Raw genomic sequence first — 25,205 nt, forward strand, 5'->3', positions numbered from 1 at the left:
GCTTTAAGTAAAACTTTTCTCGTCGTCCTGGGTGGCCGCATGCCGGCTTACGGCTTTCAGGCACGCGCCGCGTAGGCGTAAAGCAGCGTTTCCTGGGCGCTGATCGGGGCGGCGTCGCCGGGCGTCTGCTTGACGTAGGTGCCGTCGCCCTGCAGCAGCCAGCTCTGGCAGTTGTCCACCAGATAGGTCTCGAGATCCTTGCGCACCCGTGCGGCCAGTTTCTTGTCGAGCAACGGGAAGCAGGTCTCCACGCGATGGAACATGTTGCGTGCCATGAAGTCGGCGCTTGACCCCCAGGTTTCCGGCTTGCCGTCGTTGTGGAAGTGGAACACCCGGGTGTGCTCGAGGAAGCGGCCGATGATCGAGCGCACGCGAATGGATTCGGAAATGCCGGGCAGGCCGGGGCGCAGGCAGCACATGCCGCGGATGATCAGATCACATTCCACGCCGGCCTGGGAGGCGCGGTAAAGCGCCTGTATCAGCTTGGGCTCGGTGAGTGAATTGCACTTGATGATCAGGTGAGCCCGCTTGCCCTTGCGGGCATGCGCGGCTTCGCGATCGATCATTTCCACCAGGCGCTCGTGCAGGGTGAAGGGCGCGTGCAGCAGCTTTTCGATCTTGCGTGCCCGGCCCATGCCGGAGAGCTGCTGGAAGACCTTGTGGACGTCGGCGCACAATACCGGGTTGGCGGTGAGCAGGCTGTAGTCGGTATACAGCTTGGCGGTCTTGGAGTGGTAGTTGCCGGTGCCGAGGTGGGCGTAGTGGCGCAGTTCGCCGCGCTCGCGACGCACGATGTGCATCATCTTGGCGTGGGTCTTGTAGGCCATCACGCCGTAGATGACGATGGCGCCGGCCTCCTGCAGCCGCGAGGCGAGAGCCAGGTTGTCGGCTTCGTCGAACCGCGCCCGCAGTTCGATCACCACGGTTACTTCCTTGCCGTTGCCAGCGGCTTCCACCAGTGCATTGACGATCGGCGAGTCAGCGCCGGTGCGGTAGAGCGTCTGCTTGATGGCCAGTACATCCGGGTCCCGCGCCGCCTCGCGCAGCAGTTCTTCCACGGGGGCGAAGGACTGGAAGGGGTGATGAAGCAGGATGTCGCCCTCGGCCATGGCGTGCAGCACGCTGTCGCGCTTGCTCAGCGCCTTGGTCTGGCCGGGGATGAAGGCGCGGTAGAGCAGTTCGGGACGATCCACTTCGCCGAGCACCGACATCATGCGGGTCAGGTTCACCGGGCCATTGACCCGGTAGAGGTCCGCCTCGCCCAGTTCGAACTGCTTGAGCAGGAAGTCGACGAGTTCGTCGGGACAGTTGTCGGCTACCTCGAGGCGCACGCCGCTGCCGTAACGGCGTGACAGTAGCTCGCCACGCAGCGCGGAGGCCAGGTCGGAGACGTCCTCGGGATCCACGGAGAGATCGGCATTGCGGGTCAGCCGGAACTGGTAGCAACCGCGCACCGACATGCCTGGGAAGACCTCTTCGGCATGGGCGTGGATCATCGATGACAGGAAAACGTACTCGGTGAAGCCTTCCTCGCACAGCTCACCGGGCAGGGCGATCACTCGGGGCAGGGAGCGTGGCGCCGGCAGGATCGCCATGCCGCCCTCGCGGCCGAAGGCATCCTTGCCTTCCAGCTCGACGATGAAGTTCAGGCTCTTGTTGACCAGCCGCGGGAAGGGGTGTGACGGGTCCAGGCCGATGGGGCTGATCACTGGCATGATCTCGGACTCGAAATAGTCACGGACCCATTCGCGTTGTGCCTCGCTCCAGTCGCCGCGGCGCCGGAACCTCAGGCCCTGCTGCTCCAGTGCCGGGATGAGATGCTCGTTGAGGATGCGATACTGGCGCTCGACCTGCTCATGAGCGATCTGGGAGATCTCGGCCAGTACCGAGCGGGGCGGTCGGCCATCGGCGCCGGTCGTCTCGTCGCCCAGGGCCACCTGGTTCTTGAGGCCCGCTACCCGGATCTCGAAGAACTCGTCCATGTTCGACGAGAAGATCAGCAGGAACATCAGTCGATTGAGGAGCGGATGCGCCTCGTCCAGTGCCTGCTCGAGGACCCGTACGTTGAACTGCAGATGCGACAGTTCGCGATTGAAGTACAGACCCGGGTCGGTGAGATCGGCTTCCGGGTCCGGCATCGCCTTGGGCTTGATGCCGGTGCGTGTCTGGTTGAGTCGAGGTACCGGGGCCTCGCCGCTCGGGGTGATGTCCAGCTCGCTTTTGGCCTCTGGGCGATGCGATTCTTCCATGGGAGATCCCTGCTGTCGTCAGCCGGCGGGGCTCCCGTCCGGCGTTCAGGTGTTATCGGAACCGTCGGCGAGCAGGCGAGCCGCTCGCTTGGCGAAATACGTCAGGATGCCGTCGGCACCGGCGCGCTTGAAACACATCAGCGACTCCAGCATGACCGCGTCGGCATCCAGCCAGCCGTTGTCGAAGGCCGCCATGTGCATGGCGTACTCCCCGCTGACCTGGTAGGCGAAGGTCGGCACCCGGAGTTCGTCTCTCACGCGACGCACCACGTCCAGGTAGGGCATGCCGGGCTTGACCATTACCATGTCGGCGCCTTCGGCCAGGTCCAGGGCGGCTTCGTGGAGGGCCTCGTCACCGTTGGCGGGATCCATCTGGTAGGTGGCCTTGTCGGCGCGTCCCAGATTGCTGGCCGACCCCACGGCGTCGCGGAAGGGACCGTAATAGCTCGAGGCGTATTTGGCGCTATAGGCCATGATCCGCGTATTGTGCAACTGCTCTTTCTCCAGCACTTGACGAATGGCACCGATGCGCCCGTCCATCATGTCGGATGGGGCAATGATGTCGGCGCCCGCCTCGGCGTGGGACAGTGCCTGCTTGATCAGGGTCTCCACGGTGCGGTCGTTGAGCACATAGCCCTCGCTGTCGAGGATGCCGTCCTGCCCGTGACTGGTATAGGGGTCCAGGGCCACGTCGGTCATGATGCCGATTTCCGGTACGGCGCGCTTGAGTTCGCGCACGCTGCGCTGGATCAGCCCGCTGGCGCTGTACGACTCCTCGGCCAGCTCGCTCTTCAGCGATGGCTCCACCACCGGGAAGAGTGCCAGTACGGGAATGCCCAGGTCGCGGGCCTCCCGAGCCTCCTCGATCAGCAGGTCCAGGGATAGCCGCTCCACGCCGGGCATGGAGGGCACCGCTTCACGCTGGCCTTCGCCCTCGAGCACGAATACCGGCCAGATCAGGTCGGCAGGCGTCAGGGTGTTCTCGCGCATCATGCGACGCGAGAAGTCGTCACGACGCATGCGCCGCATGCGTGTGGCAGGGAACTGGCGTGAGGTCATGAGGCTCAAGGCGATTACTCCGACTGGTGACCTGGGCCGCCAAGGGGAAGTCTGGCGGCCCGAGATGACATTGTGATGACAATGCCTCGAGTATATCAGCGTGGCAGGGTCTCGAAAGATGCGTCTTGTCGCACCCTTGGCGACTCTCTAGAGTGAAGGGTTCACATTGACTGACCCCGCCCGGCGAAACCGGTGGGAGCACGCGTTCAAGGAGACGAGCATGAGCAAGCAGGTGGCAGTGATTCTGTCGGGGTGCGGGGTGCAGGACGGCTCGGAGATCTACGAGACCACCCTGACCCTGCTGCGTCTGGACCAACTGGGCATCGGATATCGCTGCTTCGCCCCGAACATCGATCAGCACGATGTGATCGACCACCGCAATGGGGAGTCCCAGAGCGAGGAGCGTCGCAACGTGCTCGTCGAATCGGCACGGCTTGCCCGAGGTGATGTCGCGCCACTCGAGGAGCTGGAGGCCGATGAGTTCGACGCCGTGATTCTGCCGGGTGGCTTCGGGGTGGCCAAGAACCTTTCCACCTTTGCCGAAGACGGTGCCGATCTGGTCATCCAGGCTGGGCTCGGGGAAGCGCTGGCGGACTTCTACGAGGATCGCAAGCCGATCGGCCTGATGTGCATCGCTCCCGTCATGGTGCCGCGACTGCTGGGGCCGGGGATTGCCGTGACCGTCGGTCACGATCCGAGCGTGGCCGGCGCGATCAGCGCCATGGGCGGGCTGCACCGCAGCTGCGGTGTCGAGGACATCGTCGTGGATTTCGAGAACCGTGTCGTCACCACGCCGGCCTACATGCTGGCAACCCGCATCGGCGAAGCCGCCACCGGGATCTTCAAGCTGGTCGACCGTATCGATGAGCTGATGGATCTTTAAGCTGGAAGAGCGGTGCTTCGCGCCTGGAAGCTTCAAGCGGGAGGAACAGTGCCTCGATGGCTTTGCTATCGAGGCGCTTTGCATTCATTTGCCTTTGAGCTTAGAGCTTATGGCTCGTCGGCCGCATCCGCGTCGCGCTTTCGCTTGATCAGCCGGCCGAACAGCAGCCCCACTTCGTAGAGCAGATACATCGGTATCGCCAACAGGCTTTGCGAAACGACGTCAGGTGGGGTCAGCAGCATGCCGATGACGAAGCAGCCGAGCACGACGTAGGGGCGTTTGCGGGACAGGCTCTCCACGGTGGTGGCGCCAGAGAGGATCAGCAGGAAGGTGGCGATGGGAATCTCGAAGGCCACGCCGAAGGCGAAGAACAGCTTGAGGACAAAGTTGAGGTACTGCTGGATGTCGGTCATCACCGCGACGTTCTCGGGCCCGGCCTGGGTAAAGAACTGGAACAGCAGCGGGAAGACCACGTAGTAGGCGAAGGCGGCGCCGGCGTAGAAAAGCGCGATGCTCGAGGCCAGCAGCGGGAGGGCCAGCTTCTTTTCGTTGTCGTACAGGCCCGGGGCGATGAAGGCCCAGGCCTGGTGGAGCACGAAAGGTACGGCAATGAAGACCGCCACCATCAGGGTCAGCTTGAACGGCGCGAGGAAGGGCGAGGCCACTTCGGTGGCGATCATCTGCGAGCCTTCCGGCAGCAGCGCCATCAAGGGGGTGGCAACGAAGGTGTAGATGTCGTTGGCGAAGGCGTAGAGCCCGAGGAATATCACCAGGATGACCACCACGGCGCGCATCAGTCGTGAGCGCAGCTCGATCAGGTGCTCGATCAGCGGGGCGTGCTTTTGCTCCTGTTGGCTCATCGGGAGGCGGCGTCCTTGTCGGCATCTTTAGAAGTGGATTCGTCGGAGCGACGCTCGATGCCTGTGTCGTGGGAGGGCTCATGGCCCGTGGAAGGGGCGTCATCGGTGCTGGGGGTGTCGGTCTTGGCGAGGCCTTCCACATCGCGCTTGACGCGATCGACACTCTCGTCGAGCTTTTTCTGCTGCTCGTCGAGCTTGCGGCGCAGCTCTTCTGCCTCGAGCTGGCTGTTGATCTCCCGCTGCATGTCGGAGACGGAACGCTTGATGCGGCCGATCCAGAGTCCAGCGGTACGGGCCGCGCGAGGCAGGCGCTCGGGACCCAGCACCAGCAGGCCGACGACGGCGAGGATCAGGAGTTCGAGAAAGCCGATGTCGAACATGGCGGCTTACTTGCGCTCGTCCTGTTCCTCTGCCTTGCGCTCGGCCTTGACGTCGTAGGTCGTGCCTTCGTCGTCGTGGCTGACGCGCGCCTGAGGATCGTCCGTGCTCTTGTCGTTGCCCTTTTCGTCCTCGTTCATCGCCTTCTTGAAGCCTTTCACGGCACCGCCCAGGTCGCCGCCCACATTGCGCAGTTTCTTGGTGCCGAAGATCAGGATGATGATGCCGAGCACGATCAGCAGTTGCCAGATACTGATACCACCTAACATGGAGACTTCCTCAGGTTTTGGCTTCGGAGCTGCCGAAGCGAAAGTGCGAATCGGGAGCGTCGATACGGCGACGGTGTCGGCGTTATCGAGCGGCCTTCTCATCGTGCCCGGAAACGCCCAAGCGCCGGGCCAGTTCGTCGAGCACCTGGCGATGATCCAGGTCCAGGTGCGAGAGCATCACCAAGCTATGAAACCACAGGTCGGCGGTCTCGGCGACCAATGCCTGGCGCTGGTCGTCCCCGCCTCCCTCGGCGTCCTTGGCCGCCAGCAGTGTCTCGGTGGCTTCCTCGCCGACTTTCTCGAGTATCTTGTTCAAGCCCTTGTGATGCAAGGCGGCCACGTAGGAGTCTTCCGGGTCTGCATGGCGACGCTGTTCGAGCACGTCATGAAGGCGTTCGAGAATATCGCTCATTGTTTAAGATTCCGTTACAGGGTGATCAGTTCCAGGCCAACAGCAAGGCGCCCAGCAGGGCGGCGCCGAGCACCGGCCAGGGCTGTCCGTCGGCCCATTCGGCCAGTGGTTGCCAGGCCAGGGCCACGGCCACCAGCAATATGCCCAGGCGCAAGCGCCGATGACGGCGGCTCTGCCGCCCGAGGCGTTGGCGGATATCATCCACGGCCTCGGACTGGCGGCGTTGATGCTGATGGCCGCGCTCGGCCCGGGCCAGCGCCTGGTGGGCCAGTACGGGAAGTTCCGGTAGCTGGCGGGAGAGCTCCGGGGCCTGGCGCTTGAGAGATTCCCAGAACCCGCGTGCGCCGGCACGCTCGCGCATCCACTGCTCGAGGAAGGGCTTGGCCGTGGCCCACAAGTCCAGGTCTGGATAAAGCTGGCGCCCGAGGCCCTCGATATTGAGCAGGGTCTTCTGCAACAGCACCAGTTGCGGCTGGACTTCCATGTTGAAGCGCCGTGCGGTCTGGAACAGGCCGAGCAGTACCTGGCCGAAGGAGATGTCCTTCAGCGGTTTCTCGAGAATCGGCTCGCAGACGGTACGCACGGCGGCGGCGAATTCGTTGGCCCGGGTGTCCTCGCCGACCCAGCCGGACTCGATGTGCAGAGCGGCGACCTCGTAGTAGTCCTGGTGGAAGAAGGCCAGCAGGTTGCGAGCCAGATAGTCCTGGTCCTCGCGGGTCAGGCTGCCGACGATGCCGCAGTCGATGGCGATGTACTGCGGATCCCGGGGTGTCTCGCGGGCCACGAAGATGTTGCCCGGGTGCATGTCGGCATGGAAGAAGTTGTCGCGAAAGACCTGGGTGAAGAAGATTTCCACACCGCGTTCGGCGAGTTTCTTGAGGTCGGTGCCCTGGGCCTCGAGTGCGGCCGTATCGGCCACGGGGACGCCGTGGATGCGTTCCTGGACCATGACCCGATGGCGGGTCAGGTCCCAGTGGATTGCCGGTACGTACAGCAGCGGCGAGTACTGGAAGTTGCGCTTGAGCTGGGAAGTATTGGCGGCTTCCTTGGTCAGGTCGAGCTCGTCGAACAGCGTCGATTCGTAGTCGCGCACCACCTCGACCGGTCGCAGGCGGCGGGCCTCGGGAATCCGTGCCAGGATGCCGGCGAGCCGGTACAGCAGCGCCATGTCCTGGCGCATGACTCTTTCGATGCCGGGGCGGATAATCTTGACTACCACATCCTCGCCGCTGTGAAGGGTCGCGGCGTGAACCTGCGCGATGGAGGCCGATGCCAGGGGCTCGGTGGCGAAGCGGGCAAAGGCCTCGTCGAGTGACATGCCGAGTTCCTGCTCGACCAGCGCGCTGGCCTGTTCGCCGGGGAAGGGCGGGACCTGGTCCTGGAGACGCTTGAGCTCATCGGCGATATCCGGCGGCAACAGGTCACGACGCGTCGACAGCACCTGGCCGAACTTGATGAAGATCGGCCCGAGGGTCTCCAGGGCCAGACGCAACCGCTCGCCGCGGCAGCGCGGGCCGGTGGGGATCAGGCGCAGCGGCGACACCAGGAAGAGCCCGCGCAGCCACCAGGGCATGCGCGTCAACGGCAGCAGGGTATCCAGCCGATAGCGGCTGATGACCCAGGTGATGCGCAGCAGGCGCGAGATCATGCCGAGGTCTCCGGGGCGGTCAGCCGACGGCGCAGCCGTTCGAGGCGCGCCTCAAGGCGATCGGTGGCGAGTTCCAGTTCGGTGAGGTGGTCTCGCATCACCTCGAACTGATGCTGTCCCGGCAACCACCTGGCCTCTTCGAAGACATACTCGGCCACGTCGGCGCGTAACTCGCGCTGGGTGCGAAGCCCCCAGCGACCGACGCTGCGCATACCCTCGGCCAGGCTATGGGCGGGCACGTCGCCGAGCCAGCGTGCCAGTTCGCCTTCCCAATCCAGGTCGAGGTCCAGCAGCAGGTCGCGGACTTCTTCCAGCAGGTGGACGCGGCCTCTGACCGAGAGCTTGCCCTGAAACATCAGGCGCTCGATGGAGGCGCCGCCGAGCAGCTCGCCGAGGGTCTCGGTGTCGAGCTCGACGATGGCATCGAAGGAGGCTTCATCGGGCTCGTCCGGGCGCAACAGGTCGATGCCGCCGGAGTGGAAGTGGGCGCTCAGCGCCAGGGAGGGAGCTTCCAGGCGCAGCAGGATGCATTTTCCGGCCAGTCGCGCCAACCGTGAGGGCGCGGCGGGGTCGCGGGCGAGCAAGGCATTGAGGGTGCGTTCGAGGCCGGCCAGCAAGAGGGTCGATGTCATCTCGGCCTCACAGTTTGATGCCGCGATGCAGGGCGACGATGCCGCCGGTGAGGTTGGTGTACTCGACGCGCTCCAGGCCGGCGGTTTCCATCATTCCCTTGAGGGTCTCCTGGTCGGGGTGCATGCGAATCGACTCGGCCAGATAGCGATAGCTGTCGGCGTCGCCGGCGACGCATTCGCCCATGCGGGGCAACAGGCGGAAGGAATACTCGTCGTAGGCTCGGTTGAGCAAGGCGCTGCGGGGCTTGGAGAACTCCAGGACCAGCAGTCGGCCACCGGGCTTGAGCACTCGTGTCATGGAACGCAGGGCGGCGTTCTGGTCGGTGACGTTGCGCAGGCCGAAGGCGATGGTGATGCAGTCGAAGCTGTTGTCGGGAAAGGGCAGGGTCTCGGCGTTGGCCTGCACGTACTCGACATTGCCGCCCACGCCGCGATCAATCAGCTTGTCACGGCCGACCCGCAGCATGGATTCGTTGATGTCGGCCAGAACCACGCGGCCACGTGGGCCGACCAGTCGCGAGAACCTGAAGGTCAAATCGCCCGTGCCGCCGGCGATATCGAGCACGTTGTGGCCGGGTCGTACGCCGGCTCGCTCGATGGTCAGGCGTTTCCAGACCCGGTGGATGCCAAAGGACATCAGGTCGTTCATCACATCATAGCGGGATGCCACCGAATGGAAGACGTCTGCCACGCGGGAGGCCTTCTCCGTGACCGGGACTTCCTGGTAGCCGAAATGCGTGGTGTGCTTGTCGCTGGTCATGCGAGGGGCTCCCGAATCAGCTGCACTGAAGGAGGCGAGGCCAGGCCTCGCTCGATGGGGCGATATTGTAGCGCCCCGTGACCGCCCTTGTCTTGACGCCGATGCCGGTCACCCAGCCGGGGAAGCGGAAGAGTTCTGGGGGCGGCAAGAACATCCTCGCTTGTCCCTACAGTTGCTTGATCTCGATGCCCATCGGCTCTCGCGAGGCGCCGGCTTCCTCCAGGCGTTTCAGGTAATCGGCCCAGTTGGCGTCACGGTGCTGGATGAGGTCGTGCAGATAGTCCCAGCTGTACAGGCCGCTGTCGTGGCCATCGTCGAAGTGCAGCTTGATCGCGTAGCGGCCGACCCGCGAAATGTTGGCCAGACCGACGTCCTTCTTGCCGACCTGCAGGGTGGCGGACTCGGGGCCACCGTGGCCCCGCACCTCGGCGGACGGCGAGAAGACGCGCAGATATTCCACCGACAGACGCTGGCTCGTGCCGTCGGCGTAGCCGAGTTCGAGCTCACGGGCCTGCTTGTGGTAGTGGATCTTGGTGGGGATCGGAGCGGACATGGGCACCTCCGGTGAGAGGAAAGACGGAAGAGGGAAGGAAGAAGAAGGGCTCCTCTTCTTCCTTCAAGGCGCGAAGCGCCGATCTTCCTTCTCTAAGCGGCGCGGCCGCAGCTTAGAGGATATACCGCGAGAGGTCTTCGTCGACGGCGAGTTCGCCGAGTTGCGAGTCGACGTAGGCGGCGTCGATGGTCAGTGTCTCACCGAGGTCGGAACCCTTGAAAGAGGCGTCCTCGAGGAGTCGCTCCATCACCGTGTGCAGGCGGCGGGCGCCGATGTTCTCGGTGCCTTCGTTGACCTTCCAGGCGATCTCGGCAATGCGCTCGATGCCGTCGTCGGTGAATGCCACCTTGAGGCCCTCGGTGGCGAGCAGTGCCTCGTACTGGCGAGTCAGGGCTGCCGAGGGTTCGGTCAGGATGCGCTTGAAGTCGTCCGGCGTCAGGGCGTTGAGCTCGACGCGGATCGGCAGTCGGCCCTGGAGTTCGGGGATCAGGTCCGAAGGACGCGACAGGTGAAAGGCGCCGGAGGCAATGAACAGGATATGGTCGGTCTTCACCATGCCGTGCTTGGTGGAGACGCTGGAGCCTTCGATAAGCGGTAGCAGGTCGCGCTGCACGCCTTCGCGGGAGACCTCACCGCCGCTGGATTGACCGCTTCCCTTGGCGACCTTGTCGAGCTCGTCGAGGAAGACGATGCCATGCTGCTCCACCGCCTCGATGGCGCGCTGCTTGATGTCGTCCTCGTTGACCAGCTTGGCGGCTTCCTCGTCGCGCAGCAGGGCGAAGGCGTCCTTGACCGCGACGCGGCGGGTCTCGGTCTTCTGCTTGCCCATGTTGGAGAACAGGCTCTGCAGCTGACTGGTCATTTCCTCCATGCCGGGCGGCGTCATGATGTCGATGCCCTGCCCCTGAGGCGTGACCTCGATATCGATTTCCTTGTCGTCGAGCTGGCCTTCACGAAGCTTCTTGCGGAAGGTCTGACGGGTCGCGTTGTCGGTGCGTGGTTGATCTTCCTGGCCGCGCGGTGGCGGCAGAAGGGCGTCGAGAATGCGATCCTCGGCGGCGTCCTCGGCCCGATGGCGCACTTCATCCTTGGCCTGTTCGCGGACCAGCTTGATGGCCGCCTCGGTGAGGTCGCGAATGATCGATTCCACGTCGCGGCCCACATAGCCCACCTCGGTGAACTTGGTCGCCTCGATCTTGATGAAGGGGGCGCCGGAGAGCTTGGCCAGGCGGCGGGCGATCTCGGTCTTGCCCACGCCGGTGGGGCCGATCATCAGGATGTTCTTGGGCGTGACTTCCTGACGCAGCTCTTCGTCGAGCTGCATGCGGCGCCAGCGGTTGCGCAGGGCGCTGGCCACGGCACGCTTGGCGTCCTGCTGGCCGATGATGTACTGGTCCAGGGCGTGGACGATCTCGCGGGGGGTCATCTGGGTCATGATCAGAGCTCTTCCAGCGTGACGTGGTGGTTGGTGAACACGCAGATGTCGCCGGCGATCTCCAGCGACTTCTCGGTGATCTCGCGGGCCGGCAGGTCGGTGTTGTCGAGCAGGGCGCGCGCCGAGGCCAGGGCATAGTTGCCGCCCGAGCCGATGGCGATGATGCCGCGCTCGGGTTCGACCACATCACCGTTGCCGGTAATGATCAGCGAGGCGTGCTTGTCGGCCACCGCCAGCAGCGCCTCGAGGCGGCGCAGGGCGCGGTCGGTTCGCCAGTCCTTGGCCAGCTCGACGGCGGACTTGACCAGATTGCCCTGATACTTCTCGAGCTGGGCCTCGAAGCGCTCGAACAGGGTGAAGGCATCGGCGGTGCCGCCGGCAAAGCCGGCCAGTACCTGGCCACGGTAGAGGCGACGCACCTTGCTGGCGTTGCCCTTCATCACGGTGTTGCCCAGAGAAACCTGGCCATCGCCGGCCAGGGCCACCTGGTCGCCGCGACGCACGGAAACGATCGTGGTCATGGAGGGGACTCCTTAGGGGAGCAGGGCTCCCGATGACTTGCGGCGCCAGCTGGCTGGCGCCGTGAGAATGCGTTGTCCGAGTAGGTGCGGGCGGGGGAGAGGAAATTCAACCGCCTGGCGGGGCGGCAGAGCCGCCGCCACTCAGTTCTGCAGTTGGATCAGCAAGGGCTCGATGCCCTGGGTGACCATCAGGTCCTGGGCTCGGGTGAGCTCGTTGCGATCAGTATAGGGACCGGCCTGGACGCGGTGCCAGGTGGTGCCGTCGCCGGTCTTGACCTCGGTGATATTGGCCAGCAGGCCGAAGTTCTTGAGGCGATCGGCGAGCTGCCTGGCGTCGGCGGTCGAGCGGAAGGAGGCGGCCTGAAGCATGTAGCGTCCATCGGCCTCGATCTCCGGTTCGTCGGCCGAGGCTTCCGAGGATTGGGTAGTATTGGCGGCGATGACCTGGGCGATGGGATCGTCCGCCGAGGCCTGTGACTCGGAGGCCTCGTCCTGCGACGTCGACTCTTTACGTTTCGGCCGTGACGGCGGTGAGTCGGGCACCTGCCCGCCCGGCGCGACCACTTCGGATTCCGGCAGCAGGGTATAGAATTCGAAGGTCGGCATGGGCGACTCGTCCGATTTTGCGTCCTGTTCCTTGGACGTGTCGTCCTCCGGCGGCGTCTCGGATGACGGGGACTCCGACCTGGCCAGGGGCGTCTCCGGCGCCTCCTGCCAGGGCGCGGTGCCATGCTGGTGCTGGGAGATCAGAAAGCCGGCCACCAGACCGGCCAGCCCCCATAGCCATCCCGGCAGGCCACGACGTGGCGCCTTGCCCTTGGACGAGCGGCGTTGGCTGGTGGCGCCGCGCTTGCGTGGCGGGGTCTTCTTGCGGGTCGCCATGGATTACATCTCCTCGGGGGCGCTGACGCCCAGCAAGTCGAGTCCGTTGCGCAGTACCTGGCGCGCGGCCAGGCCCAGAGCCAGGCGGGCGTTGCGTTGAGCATCGTCCTCGACCATCACCTTCACCGCGTTGTAGCAGGTGTGGAATTCGGCAGCGAGATCCTGGAGGTACTGGGCGATCTGCTGGGGTTCCCGGGAAAGGGCGGCGCGCTCGACGACCTCGGGGTAGCGGGCCAGCCGGTTGAGCAGGGTCTTTTCCTGTTCGGCGTCGAGCAGGGCCAGGTTGTCGATGGCGAGTTCATGATCGAAGGGACGCTCATCGGCCTCGGCCTTGCGCAGCATGCTGCAGACCCGAGCGTGGGCGTACTGGACGTAATAGACAGGGTTGTCGTTGGACTGGGAACGGGCCAGGTCGATGTCGAAGGTCAACTGGGAGTCGGCGCGACGCGCGGCGAGGAAGAAGCGTGTGGCATCGCGTCCCACCTCGTCGATCAGGTCGCGCAGCGTGACGTAGCTGCCGGCGCGCTTGGAGAGCTTCACCTCGACGCCGGAGCGGGTGACCAGCACCATCTGGTGCAGTACATAGTCGGGCCAGCCGTCGGGGATGCCGGCTTCCAGTGCCTGGAGCCCGGCACGCACCCGGGTCACCGTGGAATGGTGGTCGGCTCCCTGCTCGTTGATTACGGTGGTGAAGCCACGCTCCCACTTGTTCAGGTGATAGGCGACGTCGGGCAGGAAGTAGGTGTAGTCGCCGTCGCGCTTGCGCATCACCCGGTCCTTGTCATCACCGAAATCGGTGGTGCGCAGCCAGGTGGCGCCCTCGTGCTCGTAGGTATGCCCCTTCTCCGCCAGGCGTTCGGCGGTGGCCGCGACCTTGCCGTCTCGATACAGCGAGGATTCCAGGAAGTAGACGTCGAACTCGACGCCGAAGGCGCGCAGGTCCAGATCCTGTTCGCGGCGCAGATAGGCCACGGCGAAGTCGCGAATGGCGTCCAGGTCGTCCGGGTCGGACTTGGCGGTGACATGTCGGTCATCGGCGTGGACGGTCTCGCCGGCCAGGTAGGCCTTGGCCACGTCGGTAATATAGTCGCCCCGGTAGCCGTCGGCGGGCCAGGCGTCGTCTTCGGGGGTGACGCCCCGGGCTCGGGCCTGCACCGATAGGGCCAGGTTGGTGATCTGGGCGCCGGCGTCGTTGTAGTAGAACTCGCGGGTGACATCGAAGCCCGAGGCTTCCAGCAGCCGGCTCAGGCAGTCGCCGATCGCGGCACCGCGGCCGTGACCGACGTGCAGCGGTCCTGTCGGGTTGGCAGAGACGAACTCCACCTGGACCTTCTGTCCCTGGCCCACCAGATTGCGCCCGAAGGCATCACCGCTGTCGAGCACCTCGCGGACCACCTGGGCGGCGGCGTCGGTGGCGGCGAAGAAGTTGATGAAACCGGGGCCGGCGATCTCGACCTTGCTGACGGCCTCGCTGGCGGGCAGGGCAGCCACCAGCTTCTCGGCCAGCTCGCGGGGCTTCAGGCCGGCTGGCTTGGCCAGCATCAACGCCAGATTGGTGGCGTAGTCACCGTGGGCCTTGTCCTTGGCGGGATCGACCTTGATGGTCGGGGCGAGCTCGGAGGGCAATACCGCCTGGCGCTGGAGGTCTTCCAGGGCGCGCTCCAGAAGCGAGATGATGGTGTCTTTCATGGAAAGTCTTCGATGTCCTGTGGCGCGGGCAGTCAGGGAGTGGCTGAAGGCATTGCCCGTATGGGCATTGCGTGCAGTGTCTCCTCGGTGCTCGCCCGTTTGTGGGCAATTGGCCGCATATTATCGACAATTGTGGGGCGGCTTTAAACCCTCGTCCCGGCTTTGCCGGGAGCTAGAAGCTGGAAGAACGGCGCCAGACGCCTTTAAGAGCGAAGGAATATCTCGACATCTTGGGGGGTGTGGTGGGTTCAGCCTTTCTTCCCTCAGGCCAGCGTCTGCGGGTCGATGTCCAGCGACCAGCGCACGCGCCTTGCGCTGGGTTCGGCTTCGAGCCAAGCGATGAGCCAGGCGCCGGCTTCATGGAGCCGGCTGCGCTTGTCAGCGCCGAGCATTACCTGCATGTGGTAGCGATTCTGGCGGCGCTCCATGGGCGCGGGGACGGGGCCGAGACAGTCGACGTTCAGGCCGCGTTGCTCGATATGCTCTCGGGTCGCCTCGGCGACTCGCTCGCCGAGTGCGTTGACGTCGCTGTCGCGTGGGCTCTCCAGTCGCAGCAGGGCCAGAAAGCGAAAAGGGGGCAGGCTGGCGGCGCGCCTTTCCTCGAGCAGTTGTTCGGCCAGGGCGTCGTATCCCCGGTCCGCCAGGAGCTTGAGATTGGGGTCGTCGGGATGCAGGGTCTGCACCAGGACGCGGCCGGGATGGGAGGCCCGGCCGGCGCGGCCGGCGACCTGCTCGAGAAGCTGGGCGCTGTGCTCCAGGGCGCGGAAGTCGCTGGCATAGAGGCCGGCGTCGGCATTGACCACGACCACCAGGTTGACGTGGGGCAGATGGTGGCCCTTGGCCAGCATCTGAGTGCCTACCAATAGGCAGGGCTCGCCCCGGCGCACTTCGCCGAGGGTGCGCTCCAGGGCGTCGCGTCGCCGGGTGCTGTCGCGATCGATGCGATGCACCGGTAGGTCGGGGAAGCGTTGCGCCAGGGTTTCCTCGGTGCGTTCGGTGCCGCTGCCCAGCGGGCGGAGGTCGGCGCTGCCACAATCGGGGCAGGCGTCGGGCAGGCCCTGTCGATGGTCGCAATGGTGGCAGGCCAGCATCGCTGGCTGGCGATGCAGGGTCATGTGGGCATCACAGTGAGTACACTCGGCCAGCCAGCCACAGGCGTGGCAGGCCAGCGTGGGAGCGAAACCGCGGCGGTTGATGAATACCAGCACCTGGTGGCCGGCGTTCAGTGTCGTCGTGATGGCGTCGAGCACCGGAGCGATCAGGCCGCCTTGGCGAGGGCGGCCGCGCAGATCGACCAGTTCCAGGCGGGACGGGGCGTGGCGGCTGGCACGGCGCGTCAGGCGCAGGTGGCGATAATCGCCGGCCCGCGCGCGCTGCAGTGACTCCAGAGACGGCGTGGCGCTGCCCAGCACCACCGGAATGCCGTGGTGGTGGGCGCGGATCACCGCCAGGTCCCGAGCGTGATAGCGCAGCCCTTCCTGTTGCTTGAAGGAGCCGTCGTGTTCTTCGTCGACAATGATTGCGCCGGGGCGGGCCAGGGGGGTGAAGATCGCCGAGCGGGTGCCGATGACGATGGGCGCCCGACCGCTGGCAGCGGCTTCCCAGGCATCCAGGCGTTCATGATCGGTGAGGCCGGAGTGCAGTGCCACCACCGGTACCTGAAAGCGTTTCCGGAAGCGTTCCAGGGTCTGGGGCGTCAGTCCGATCTCAGGGACCAGGACCAGGGCCTGGCGTTGTCGTCCGACGACCGCTTCGATCAGTTGTAGGTAGACCTCGGTCTTGCCGCTGCCCGTGACACCGTGCAGCAGGCAAGGGTGGAAGCGGTCCAGCCCTTCGTGGAGCGCCGCCATGGCGGCGGCCTGCTCGCCGTTCAAGGGCAAGGCCGGCTCGGCAAGCGAGGGACCTTTCGGTGGGCCGCTGCCGGTGACGGGCTCTTCGTGACGCTCGATGAGCCCCTTGTTGACCAGTGCCTTGAGTTGGTCGCGGGTGAAGGACTGGGCCAGTACGGCCTGGGTGACCAGGCCATGCGGGTGCTGGCGCAGCATGGTCAGCAAAGCGGCCTGCCGCGGGGCGCGCTCGAGTCCTGCCGGAGCGTCGGCTTGCCCTGCCGGCGTCACGGTCCAGCGCTCGCGGGTGCGTGCCGTCAGGGCACGGCCCTGTCGCAGCAGGGCGGGCATGGCATGGTGCAGGGTATCGCCGGGGGCGTGCTGATAGTAGCGAGCGGTGAAGCGGCACAGCCATAGCCAGTCGTCGGGCAAGGGAACGTCGTCCAGGCGGGCGTCGATCGGTTTGAGGTCGGACAACGGGAGCTCGCTGTCGTCACGACATTCGATGACCACGCCGACCACCTGGCGTCGCCCGAAGGGCACGCGTACTCGCAGGCCCGGTTGCCAGCCGTCCGACGGGGCCGGCCCCGTCGGGCGATAGTCGAACAACCGGCGCAATGGCGAAGGAATGGCGACACTCAATACACGGGGCATGGAGCGGGGAGAATCGGACAATTGGCCTCCGGTGCCGGCTCTGCTAGAATGCTCCGCCGCCGCGTCACCCTGTGATGATGCGGGCAGCCGGTTTGCACGTTCCGATAAACCGTATGCGGTGCCTGGCAGAAGATCAGGTGGCGGCATACAGCTTTGCGAGGCTCAAGATGAAACAAGGTATCCACCCGAATTACAAGACGGTCAGCGCGACCTGTTCCTGCGGCGCCACCTTCGAGGTGGGCTCCACTGCCGGCCAGGAGCTGTACCTGGACGTCTGCTCTCAGTGCCATCCCTTCTACACGGGCAAGCAGAAGCAGGCCACTACCGGTGGCCGTGTCGAGCGCTTCAACAAGCGCTTTGGTGCTGCTCTCAAGCGCTGAGCCGATCCTTTGCGGCCGCTTGCCGCCGCGATGGACGAGAAGAACCCGCCCCTTGGAGGCGGGTTCTTTTTTTGCCGGTGACATCGTGTCGGCAGGTTGCGGCGCAGCAATAAAGAATGCGTTATGGCTAAGCTGTTTGTCATAAGTTTCATCAAATGGATGTCATCATCGCTGAATTGGCGGAAAAACTTGCTTAGTTTCATTAAGTTGAGAAATGGAAGTTTTTTCTATAATCTGGATATCCATTGAATCGCAGATCGGATCCTCAGCATGACAGACGCGAAGAGACAGGCAGCGCTGGACTATCACGCGAAACCCATTCCCGGGAAGCTGTCGGTGGAGTTGACCAAGCCCACCGCTACCGCACGGGATCTCGCCCTGGCCTACAGCCCGGGCGTGGCGGAGCCGGTCCGCGAGATCGCGCGAGACCCGGAAAATGCCTATCTCTATACCGGCAAGGGAAATCTCGTTGCTGTCATTTCCGACGGTAGCGCCATTCTAGGCCTGGGCAATCTCGGGCCCCTGGCCAGCAAGCCGGTCATGGAAGGCAAGGGCGTGTTGTTCAAGCGCTTCGCCGGCATCAATTCCATCGATCTCGAGGTCAATGCCGAGAGCCCCCAGGCCTTCATCGATACCGTGGCACGCATCGCCGATAGCTGGGGCGGCATCAATCTCGAGGACATCAAGGCGCCGGAATGTTTCGAGATCGAGCGCGCCCTGGTCGAGCAGTGCAACATCCCGGTATTCCACGATGACCAGCATGGCACTGCCATCGTGACCGCGGCAGGAATGCTCAATGCCCTGGACATCGCCGGCAAGTCGCTGGAGAACGCCAAGATCGTCTGCCTGGGCGCCGGTGCGGCGGCCATCGCTTGCATGAAGCTGCTGGTTGCCTGCGGGGCGCACGCCGAGAACCTGGTGATGCTGGATCGCAAGGGGGTGATCCACAGCGGTCGCGAGGATCTCAATCAGTACAAGGCGATGTTCGCCGTCGATACCGACAAGCGCACCCTGGATGACGCCATTGAAGGGGCCGATGTCTTTGTCGGGCTGTCCGGTCCTGGTCTGATGAACGAAGAGCATATCCGCCGGATGGCGGACAATCCGGTTGTGTTTGCCTGCACCAATCCCGATCCGGAGATTCATCCTGATCTGGCACGGGAGACGCGCCCGGACGTGATCATGGCCACGGGGCGCTCGGATTATCCCAATCAGGTCAATAACGTGCTGGGCTTTCCCTTCATCTTCCGGGGGGCCCTGGATGTGCGAGCGACCCGTATCAACGAGGAAATGAAGGTGGCGGCGGTCCATGCGTTGAAGGACCTGGCCCGCGAGCCCGTGCCTCAGGCGGTGCTGGAGGCCTACGACAAGGAATCCATGAGCTTTGGTCGTGACTACATCATTCCCACGCCGGTCGATGTCCGCTTGCTCGAGCGGGTTTCCTCGGCGGTCGCGCAGGCGGCGGTGGATTCCGGCGTGGCACGTCGCCCTTATCCTGCCCATTATCCGCTGAAGACGGTGGATGATGTCTATGGGTAGTACTGCTTAAACGCCTGCGCGTGCAAATCACTGGTTTATAGTCGCCATCCTTGGCGACTACCCTACGAGCCCGTCTAAAAGACGGTTCAAATTCGCTCCTGGCGAATTGGTACGCGGTGCGCGAAAGCTCGCCTAACGACATGTTATGTCTCGCTTTCTGTGCTCCGGGCACCTTGTGCTTCGCGACGCTCGGCTATTTATTCAGCATTTCCATGCGGCGGCTGACCCGTGATTCCGTGTAATGCATGTCGACGCCGCCGGCCCCAGGGCCGGTGGCGTCGTCATTATGGTTCACCAGTCGTAGACCAGCGAGGCGGTGGTGGTGTGATCGGTCTTGGCCATTGCATCCTCGGGAGGTCGAGAGTTGTGCTCGATCTCATGAGAGAGCTTGAGGGCCAGATGATCGTTGAGACTGGCGGTCAGCGAGGACAGGGCGCGCGATGTGAGGTTCTCGCGCGTGTGTTCGAGAGAGAGCTCCTGGCCGAAGGAGGCCGTCTCGGAAATCTTCCACTGATAATCCAGGGCGCCGTAGGCCACGGCCAGGTTGCGATCATCCGTATCCGGCAAGCTGTCGTGACGGTAGCCCGGCCCGACTTCCAGGGCCAGCGTCTGTCGGTCGTCGTTCAGCATGCGGCGACCATAACCGGCGATGGCGGTGATCTGGTAGTTGTAGCCACTGAAGCGATCCTTGTCCCAGCGCGTGAAACCAAACAGATAATCCGAGCCGTTGAGATCGTAGCGCTCGCGGGCGGTCGCCTGATAGCGTTCGGCACTGGTCTCGTCGTCCTGAGTGACGTGGCGTATTTCGCCGCGCAGGCTGTGCGTGAAGGGGCCTGTCAGCCAGGCCAGGTGGCCCTTGGTGATCAGTGTCTGGCTATCGGTGTTGCCGGAAAGGCTGGTGTAGCCGAGCTCAGCCGTACCACTCCAGGTGGGGGCGTCCTGCTCGGGTGGCGGTGGCGAATAGAAGGGGCGGGCGCTGGCATCGCCGACGAGCGCCAGCAATCCCAGGCCGGCCCACAGGAAATGGCGCACCTTGAGACGCATGATGATCTCCCGGTCATCGTGAATGAAAGCGGGGTGACGTCCAGGCGATGAGAGGGGCGGCGTCCTGCCGCCCCATCCATGGGTGGATCAGAAGATGGCTTCGTAGATGCCGGTACCCTGTGAGCCGCTTTCTTGCTCGACTTCCCGTTCCACGCGACGTGGCTGGTAGCCGGGCAGGTGGTCGGCGCGGAACAGCTCCGTTATGCCGCCGCCCTGGTCATCACGCAGCAGGCGGCCGGTGTCGGGGTCCACGCGTCTTTCGACGACATCCTCGGGGCGCTCGGGAATCCGCTCCGGGCGACCGTCGAGGGCCTGTCCCATGAAATCGACCCAGATCGGCAGGGCGGCCTGTGAGCCGTATTCGGCGGTGGGCGAGTTGTCGTCCTTGCCCACCCAGACGGTCGTCGCGAGGTCCATGTTGAAACCGGCGAACCAGGCGTCGCGCTGGTCGTTGGTGGTGCCGGTCTTGCCGACGATGTCTTCTCGTTCCAGGGCCAGGGCGCCTCGTGCGGTGCCGCTTTCGACCACTTCACGAAGCATGTCGCGGAGGATGTAGACCGAGGATGGAGCGGCGACGCGCGGTGCGACCCGATAAGTCTCGCCATCGATCTCGGTGGTCGTCTGGTCGGACGTGCAATCGCGGCAGGCCACCTTGGGGTCGGCCTTCTCCACCAGGGAATGGTGTTCGCCGCGGGTCACGCGCTGGATGAACCAGGGCTGGATGCGGAAGCCGCCGTTGGCGAGTGTCGCATAGGCGCGGGTCATCTCCAGGGGCGTCAGGCTGGCGCTGCCCAGGGCAAGGGAGAGGCCGTGAGGCAGGCGCTCCGGGTTGAAGCCGAATTCATCGAGGAATTCGAGGGTGCGATCGAGCCCCAGAGACTGCAGCAGGCGGATCGTGACCAGGTTGCGGGAACGGGCCAGCCCTTCGCGTAGCCGGGTCGGACCCAGGAAATCGCCGCTGGAGTTGCTGGGACGCCACAGCTCGTTGCTGCCGTCCTGCATGACCACGGGGGCATCGTTGATCACGGTGGCCGGGGTCACGTCGCCGCTGTCGAGCCCCGCCAGGTAGATGAACGGCTTGAAGATGGAGCCGGACTGGCGGCGGGCCTGAACGGCGCGATTGAACTTGCTGGCGTCGAAGTCAAAGCCGGCTTGGAGCGCCAGGATGGCCCCCGTCCGAGGATCCATGACGACCAGCGAGCCCTGAGCGTCGGGCTGCTGGGAAAGCCGCCAGCTGCCGTCCTCGCGTTGCATGATGCGCACCAGCGAGCCGGGAGCGGCGATGTCGGCGGCATTGTTGGGCGCGGCACCGCGGCTGCGCGCACTGAGGTAGGGGCGGGCCCAGTCGAGGCCGTCCCAGTCGAGGGTCTTGATCTCCTTGTCGCTGGTCAGCACGCGCATCTCGCGCCCCTCGCTCTCGACCACGATGGCCGGTTGCAGCGGACCGAGCTCAGGAGTGCGCTCGAGCACCTGCAGCCAGTTGCTGACGTCGCCTTCGATGCCTTCGACCGTGGTCTGGCTGCGTTCGGCGGCGCGACGCGCGGTCTGCATGACTTCCGGTGATTCGGAGAGTTCTTCCTCCAGTCCCTGGCGCTCCGTGCGTTCCTGGGCTTCCGCGATACTGCGGGGGATGTCGGTCTGTTCGGGACCACGCCAGCCGTGACGGGTGTCATAGGCGATCAGGCCGTTGGCCAGGGCCTGCCGGGCCATGGGCTGGAGTTTGCTGTCGAGGGTCGTCGTGATGCGGTAGCCCCCGGTGTAGGCCTTGTCGCCGAAACGCTCGGTGGCGAACTGGCGCGCCATTTCGGCAACATAGTCGGCCCGGACTTCGGCCTTGGCGACATGGCGCCGCGCGGTGATCGGTGCCTGAACGGCTTCCTCATAGGCGGCTTGATCGATGAAGCCAAGATCTCGCATGCGGTACAGGATCCAGTTGCGGCGGATCAGGGCGCGCTCGGCGTTGGCCAACGGATTGAAGGTAGAGGGAGCCTTGGGCAGACCGGCGATCATGGCCTGCTCGGCCAGGGTCAATTCGGCCAGCGGCCGATCATAGTAGACCTCGGCGGCAGCGGCGATGCCGTAGGAGCGATGGCCGAGGAAGATCTTGTTGACGTAGAGCTCGAAGATATCTTCCTTGCTGAGGATCTGTTCCATCTCCAGCGACAGCAGGATCTCGCGAACCTTGCGGATATAGGTGCGGTCGAGGGTCAGCAGGTAGTTGCGCGCGACCTGCATGGTGATGGTCGACCCGCCCGACTGAATGGCACCGCCGCTGGCGACCAGCTCGACGGCGGCGCGGGCCAGCCCCTTGGGGTCGACGCCGTGGTGGTCGAAGTAGCTGGAATCCTCGGCGGCCAGCAGGGCCTGGACCATGCCCTGGGGAATTTCGTCGAACTCCACTGGCAGGCGTCGTTCTTCACCGAACTCGCCGATCAGCTTGCCGTCGCGGGTGAAGATGCGCAGCGGGGTCTGCAGCTCGAAGTCCTCTAGCTGGCGGACGTCCGGTAGTCCCGGGGCGAAATACAGTGCCGCGCCGACCACGGCCAGCACCGAGGCGGTGGCAAGTGAAACCAGCAGCCAGAGTGCTGAGAAAACCAGGGTTCTGAGGAACTTCATGAAAACGCGGTATCCGTGCTGAGAACGAGAACGTCGTAGCGAGGTGCGAAGCGTGGTCGTGCAATGCGAAGGCCATTATAGGAAGACGATGCAGGGACCACCAGCGTTGACAGGTGGCGACAGTCTCTTTGTGCGAAATTTGCCATTTGCATCTAACCTTCTAGAACGGGCTTGCGATGGTGATCGCCGAGGCGCAGGGAGGCGCTGGAGGTCCGTGGCATGACTCGCACCGGAGGGTGTGAGCAGTGTTGCACTTCAAAACAGCCGTCAAGGGATTGATCGGTGTCGATATCGGCTCGACGGCCGTCAGGCTCGTCGAGTTGCGCTGCATGGGTGGCGAGCCACGGGTTTCGGGCCATGGTGTCGTACCCTTGCGCGCGGGTGCGGTGATCGAGCATCGTATTCAGGATGATGATGCCGTCGTCGACGCCCTGTCGCGTGCCTTGGCAGATATCTCCCCCCTCGGCAAGCGAGCCTGTGCCGCGGTGCCGGCCGAGGCCGCCATCGTCAAGACCCTGAACCTGCCCGCCTCGCTCGGCGAGGACGATATCGAGTCCCGCCTTCAACTCGAATCCGACAAGCATATTCCGTTTCCGTTCGGTGAAGTCGCCTTCGATTTTCAGCCGCTGGGGCGGCTCGACGACGATGCCGATCTGCAATCGGTGTTGCTGGTCGCTTGCCGTCGCCTTGCCGTCGAGCAGCGCGCCGAGCTGTTGACCCGTGCCGGTCTCATGCCCGTGGCCGTGGATGTCGATACCTTTGCCGTGGAACGGGCAATGACCGCGCTCGGGGCCGGCTTCGCACCGCCTGCCAATGACACGGAGGGAATGGCGCTGGTGGATGTCGGCGCCGACGGCAGCGCGTTCTATATTCTGCATCGTGGGCGCGTCGTCTACCGCCATGATATGGCGCTGGACGGGCGGGAGCTGATCGAAGAGAGGCGTATCCCCGAGGACTTTGTCGCATCCCTGGCCCGGCAGGTCGGGAGGGCCTTGCAACTCTATTACACCGCGGGGCGGTGCTGTGTCGTGCGTCGCCTTTCCCTGGTGGGGCGTGCCGGCATGTTGCCGGGGGTCGCGGAGTGTCTGGCGGAAGAAAGCGGCATGCAAGTGACGGTGCTCAATCCGCTGGATGGCGTGCGACCGCACCCGCGCGTCGATGACCGTTCGCTGGCCAGGGATGCGCCGGAGCTGTTGATCGCCCGTGGCCTGGCGATGCGGGGGCGGGCATGAGCATCGAGATCAATCTGCTGCCGTGGCGCGATTGGCGTCGGGAGCGGCGCCAACGACGCTGGCGCGTCATGCTGTTGTGCGCGCTGCTGCTCGGCGTGGCGACGGGGTATGGAGCGGAGCGCTATTACGCCTCTGTTCTCGATGCACAACGGCAGCGTCATGCCCTCATCGAGCGTCATGCCCAGGCGTTACGCCCCGCTGTCCTGGCCGCCGAGCGTCAGCGCCGGCGCATCGCGGACCTGGAGCAGCGCCAGGCGGCGTTGCAAGAGCACCTCGACAGGCGTGCGGAGGTCCTGGACATCTTCAATGGGCTGGCCGGCACGCGGGTGGATGGCGTGCGCTATTCGGCCCTCGAACAGCGGGAAGCGCTGCTGGTATTACGGGGCTCGGCCGACAGCCATCGGCGGATCGCCACGCAACTCCAGGCCCTGGAGGCGTCCTCTGTCTTTGCAGCGCCCTCCTTGTCGGAAGTGGAGCCCTTCTCGGGTGGGTGGCGTTTCCGGTTGAGCGTGGTGCTCGCCAACTGGGGAGAGCGTTCGATATGAGCTGGAAAGCCGTCAGGCAGCGTCTGGAAAGCCTGGAGTGGCGCGAGCTGGACGTTCGCGACGCCGGCCATTGGCCCCTTGGCCTGCAGGGGGTGTGCTGCGGGATCATTGCGGTCGTGCTGGGGGGCGTGAGTTATGCGTATCTGGCGGTGCCGACCATCACGGCGCTGGAGGATGCGCGTCGCGAGGAGCACGCCTTGCTGGAGGCCTATCGCGATGATGCCGAGCGCGCGGCCCACTTGCCGGAACTGCGTGAGACAGTGGCGGCGCTCGAGAAGCGGCTGGCCGATATGACGCCCCTCTTTCCCGAGTCGGCCGACATGACGTCGCTGATCGACGACATCGGGACAATGGCGCAGGAGCGTCGGTTGGATATCGAGGCGATACGGCTCGGAGCCGCCGAAGAGGCGGCGTTTGTGGTCGTTCATCCCATCTCGATTCGCGTGACGGGCTCCTATCATCGGCTCGGCGGCTTCATCGGCGATGTCGCCAATCTGCCACGCCTGGTGACCCTGCATGACGTGCGGCTGGCGATGGTCGATGGCCGGCCGAGGCTATCGGCACATGCCCGGGCTTACAGTGCCCGCATGCCGGGCGGCGGGGAGAAGAGTGAATGACACGATGGGGGCGAGTGGGACTGCTGGGGCTGGCGGTATTGTCGGCGGGCTGTCAGGACGCGGGTCTCGAAGCCCTGGAACGGCGCCTCGAGGCTTGGCGTGTCGATGCCGTTGCCCCGGCCAGGCAGGCATTGCCGGCAGCGCCTGAAGAGGAGGTCATGAGCTATCGCTTTGCCGACGCTCCGAGCCCTTTTGCGGTCCCGGAATCAGGGGAGGGGCGTGCCGATGTGGGTGAGGTGGCGTCGCGGGAGGTGTCGCGGACGCCGCTCGAGGATCTGACAATCGAGGCGCTGAATCTGGTGGGAATCCTGAGGATCGCGGACGAGGCCTGGGCGTTGGTGAGAACGCCGGAGGGGCGGGTGCACCGAGTGGGGGTTGGTGCTCGTCTCGGACGACATCGAGGTCGCATCGTCGCGATCGGCGAGGCGGAGGTTCGTCTGGTGGTGAGGCATCCCGATGGCAACGGGGATTGGAGCGAGCGTGACGTCACTCTGGCACTGGATAGCTGAGGGTTGAGTGACG

The 25,205-nt window shown here is 64.8% G+C and carries 24 protein-coding genes; 7 read left to right on the plus strand and 17 right to left on the minus strand.

Annotated features, from left to right (window positions below; all coding sequences use genetic code 11):
• Positions 1–56: 56 nt before the first annotated feature.
• On the minus strand, positions 57–2,249 hold the full coding sequence (gene ppk1 / locus A9O65_RS10795) for a polyphosphate kinase 1 (RefSeq protein WP_064699632.1): 2,193 nt from the start codon (positions 2,247–2,249) through the stop codon (positions 57–59).
• A 45-nt stretch (positions 2,250–2,294) separates the two neighbouring features.
• Positions 2,295–3,308: a porphobilinogen synthase gene (gene hemB, locus A9O65_RS10800; protein WP_437438252.1), complete on the minus strand. Its 1,014-nt coding sequence runs from the start codon at positions 3,306–3,308 to the stop codon at positions 2,295–2,297.
• Positions 3,309–3,528: 220 nt separating this feature from the next.
• Here hemB and elbB point away from each other — a divergent pair, with 220 nt between their 5' ends.
• Positions 3,529–4,191, plus strand: coding sequence for an isoprenoid biosynthesis glyoxalase ElbB (gene elbB, locus A9O65_RS10805; protein ID WP_064702118.1), 663 nt, complete (start codon positions 3,529–3,531; stop codon positions 4,189–4,191).
• 107 nt (positions 4,192–4,298) lie between these two features.
• On the opposite strand, the gene tatC is transcribed toward elbB, so the two are convergent.
• The 13 genes from tatC to A9O65_RS10870 all read right to left on the minus strand — a co-directional run bounded on the left by tatC (position 4,299) and on the right by A9O65_RS10870 (position 16,710).
• The gene (tatC, locus tag A9O65_RS10810) at positions 4,299–5,051 is read right to left on the minus strand and encodes a twin-arginine translocase subunit TatC (protein WP_064699629.1); all 753 of its coding nucleotides are present in this window, start codon (positions 5,049–5,051) and stop codon (positions 4,299–4,301) included.
• The gene (gene tatB / locus A9O65_RS10815; protein WP_064699628.1) at positions 5,048–5,431 is read right to left on the minus strand and encodes a Sec-independent protein translocase protein TatB; all 384 of its coding nucleotides are present in this window, start codon (positions 5,429–5,431) and stop codon (positions 5,048–5,050) included. The genes tatC and tatB overlap by 4 nt, the downstream gene beginning before the upstream one ends.
• Before the next feature lie 6 nt (positions 5,432–5,437).
• The gene (tatA, locus tag A9O65_RS10820; RefSeq protein ID WP_064699627.1) at positions 5,438–5,698 is read right to left on the minus strand and encodes a Sec-independent protein translocase subunit TatA; all 261 of its coding nucleotides are present in this window, start codon (positions 5,696–5,698) and stop codon (positions 5,438–5,440) included.
• Between the two features lie 82 nt (positions 5,699–5,780).
• Entirely contained in the window at positions 5,781–6,110 is a 330-nt protein-coding gene (locus A9O65_RS10825) for a phosphoribosyl-ATP diphosphatase (RefSeq protein WP_064699626.1), read from the minus strand.
• Between the two features lie 25 nt (positions 6,111–6,135).
• Positions 6,136–7,758, minus strand: a complete 1,623-nt coding sequence (gene ubiB, locus A9O65_RS10830) for a ubiquinone biosynthesis regulatory protein kinase UbiB (protein WP_064702119.1) — start codon at positions 7,756–7,758, stop codon at positions 6,136–6,138.
• On the minus strand, positions 7,755–8,390 hold the full coding sequence (locus tag A9O65_RS10835; protein ID WP_064702120.1) for a ubiquinone biosynthesis accessory factor UbiJ: 636 nt from the start codon (positions 8,388–8,390) through the stop codon (positions 7,755–7,757). The genes ubiB and A9O65_RS10835 overlap by 4 nt, the downstream gene beginning before the upstream one ends.
• A 7-nt stretch (positions 8,391–8,397) precedes the next feature.
• On the minus strand, positions 8,398–9,150 hold the full coding sequence (gene ubiE / locus A9O65_RS10840; protein ID WP_064699623.1) for a bifunctional demethylmenaquinone methyltransferase/2-methoxy-6-polyprenyl-1,4-benzoquinol methylase UbiE: 753 nt from the start codon (positions 9,148–9,150) through the stop codon (positions 8,398–8,400).
• Positions 9,151–9,316: 166 nt separating this feature from the next.
• Positions 9,317–9,703 (minus strand): gamma-butyrobetaine hydroxylase family protein, encoded by a 387-nt coding sequence (locus tag A9O65_RS10845; RefSeq protein ID WP_064702121.1) that lies wholly within the window; start codon positions 9,701–9,703, stop codon positions 9,317–9,319.
• A gap of 112 nt (positions 9,704–9,815) precedes the next feature.
• Complete coding sequence (gene hslU, locus A9O65_RS10850; RefSeq protein ID WP_064699621.1) at positions 9,816–11,138, minus strand: ATP-dependent protease ATPase subunit HslU; 1,323 nt, start codon at positions 11,136–11,138, stop codon at positions 9,816–9,818.
• Between the two features lie 2 nt (positions 11,139–11,140).
• A complete protein-coding gene (gene hslV, locus A9O65_RS10855) occupies positions 11,141–11,659 on the minus strand; it encodes an ATP-dependent protease subunit HslV (protein ID WP_064699620.1) in 519 nt (172 codons plus the stop codon).
• Positions 11,660–11,800: 141 nt separating this feature from the next.
• Positions 11,801–12,541, minus strand: a complete 741-nt coding sequence (locus tag A9O65_RS10860; protein ID WP_064699619.1) for an SPOR domain-containing protein — start codon at positions 12,539–12,541, stop codon at positions 11,801–11,803.
• A gap of 3 nt (positions 12,542–12,544) precedes the next feature.
• A complete protein-coding gene (gene argS, locus A9O65_RS10865) occupies positions 12,545–14,230 on the minus strand; it encodes an arginine--tRNA ligase (RefSeq protein WP_064702122.1) in 1,686 nt (561 codons plus the stop codon).
• Positions 14,231–14,493: 263 nt separating this feature from the next.
• Positions 14,494–16,710, minus strand: coding sequence for a primosomal protein N' (locus A9O65_RS10870; RefSeq protein WP_175473442.1), 2,217 nt, complete (start codon positions 16,708–16,710; stop codon positions 14,494–14,496).
• A gap of 167 nt (positions 16,711–16,877) precedes the next feature.
• Between A9O65_RS10870 and rpmE the strand changes: the two genes are divergently transcribed.
• Both rpmE and A9O65_RS10880 read left to right on the plus strand, forming a co-directional pair.
• Positions 16,878–17,090, plus strand: a complete 213-nt coding sequence (rpmE, locus tag A9O65_RS10875; RefSeq protein ID WP_064699616.1) for a 50S ribosomal protein L31 — start codon at positions 16,878–16,880, stop codon at positions 17,088–17,090.
• A gap of 270 nt (positions 17,091–17,360) precedes the next feature.
• Positions 17,361–18,629, plus strand: a complete 1,269-nt coding sequence (locus tag A9O65_RS10880; protein ID WP_064702124.1) for a malic enzyme-like NAD(P)-binding protein — start codon at positions 17,361–17,363, stop codon at positions 18,627–18,629.
• A gap of 291 nt (positions 18,630–18,920) precedes the next feature.
• On the opposite strand, the gene A9O65_RS10885 is transcribed toward A9O65_RS10880, so the two are convergent.
• On the minus strand, positions 18,921–19,673 hold the full coding sequence (locus A9O65_RS10885) for a DUF481 domain-containing protein (protein ID WP_064699614.1): 753 nt from the start codon (positions 19,671–19,673) through the stop codon (positions 18,921–18,923).
• A gap of 87 nt (positions 19,674–19,760) precedes the next feature.
• Positions 19,761–22,289 (minus strand): penicillin-binding protein 1A, encoded by a 2,529-nt coding sequence (locus tag A9O65_RS10890; protein ID WP_064702125.1) that lies wholly within the window; start codon positions 22,287–22,289, stop codon positions 19,761–19,763.
• Between the two features lie 245 nt (positions 22,290–22,534).
• Here A9O65_RS10890 and pilM point away from each other — a divergent pair, with 245 nt between their 5' ends.
• Genes pilM through A9O65_RS10910 form a run of 4 tightly spaced genes read left to right on the plus strand, consistent with a single transcriptional unit; the run spans position 22,535 to position 25,192 of the window.
• Positions 22,535–23,521 (plus strand): type IV pilus biogenesis protein PilM, encoded by a 987-nt coding sequence (gene pilM, locus A9O65_RS10895; protein WP_254783074.1) that lies wholly within the window; start codon positions 22,535–22,537, stop codon positions 23,519–23,521.
• Entirely contained in the window at positions 23,518–24,066 is a 549-nt protein-coding gene (locus A9O65_RS10900) for a PilN domain-containing protein (RefSeq protein WP_064699612.1), read from the plus strand. Before pilM ends, A9O65_RS10900 begins: the two co-directional genes overlap by 4 nt.
• Entirely contained in the window at positions 24,063–24,683 is a 621-nt protein-coding gene (locus A9O65_RS10905) for a type IV pilus inner membrane component PilO (RefSeq protein WP_064702126.1), read from the plus strand. The genes A9O65_RS10900 and A9O65_RS10905 overlap by 4 nt, the downstream gene beginning before the upstream one ends.
• The gene (locus tag A9O65_RS10910; protein ID WP_064699610.1) at positions 24,680–25,192 is read left to right on the plus strand and encodes a pilus assembly protein PilP; all 513 of its coding nucleotides are present in this window, start codon (positions 24,680–24,682) and stop codon (positions 25,190–25,192) included. The genes A9O65_RS10905 and A9O65_RS10910 overlap by 4 nt, the downstream gene beginning before the upstream one ends.
• Positions 25,193–25,205: the final 13 nt, after the last annotated feature.

It is taken from the genome of Halomonas caseinilytica, assembly GCF_001662305.1.
Lineage (GTDB): Bacteria > Pseudomonadota > Gammaproteobacteria > Pseudomonadales > Halomonadaceae > Halomonas > Halomonas caseinilytica.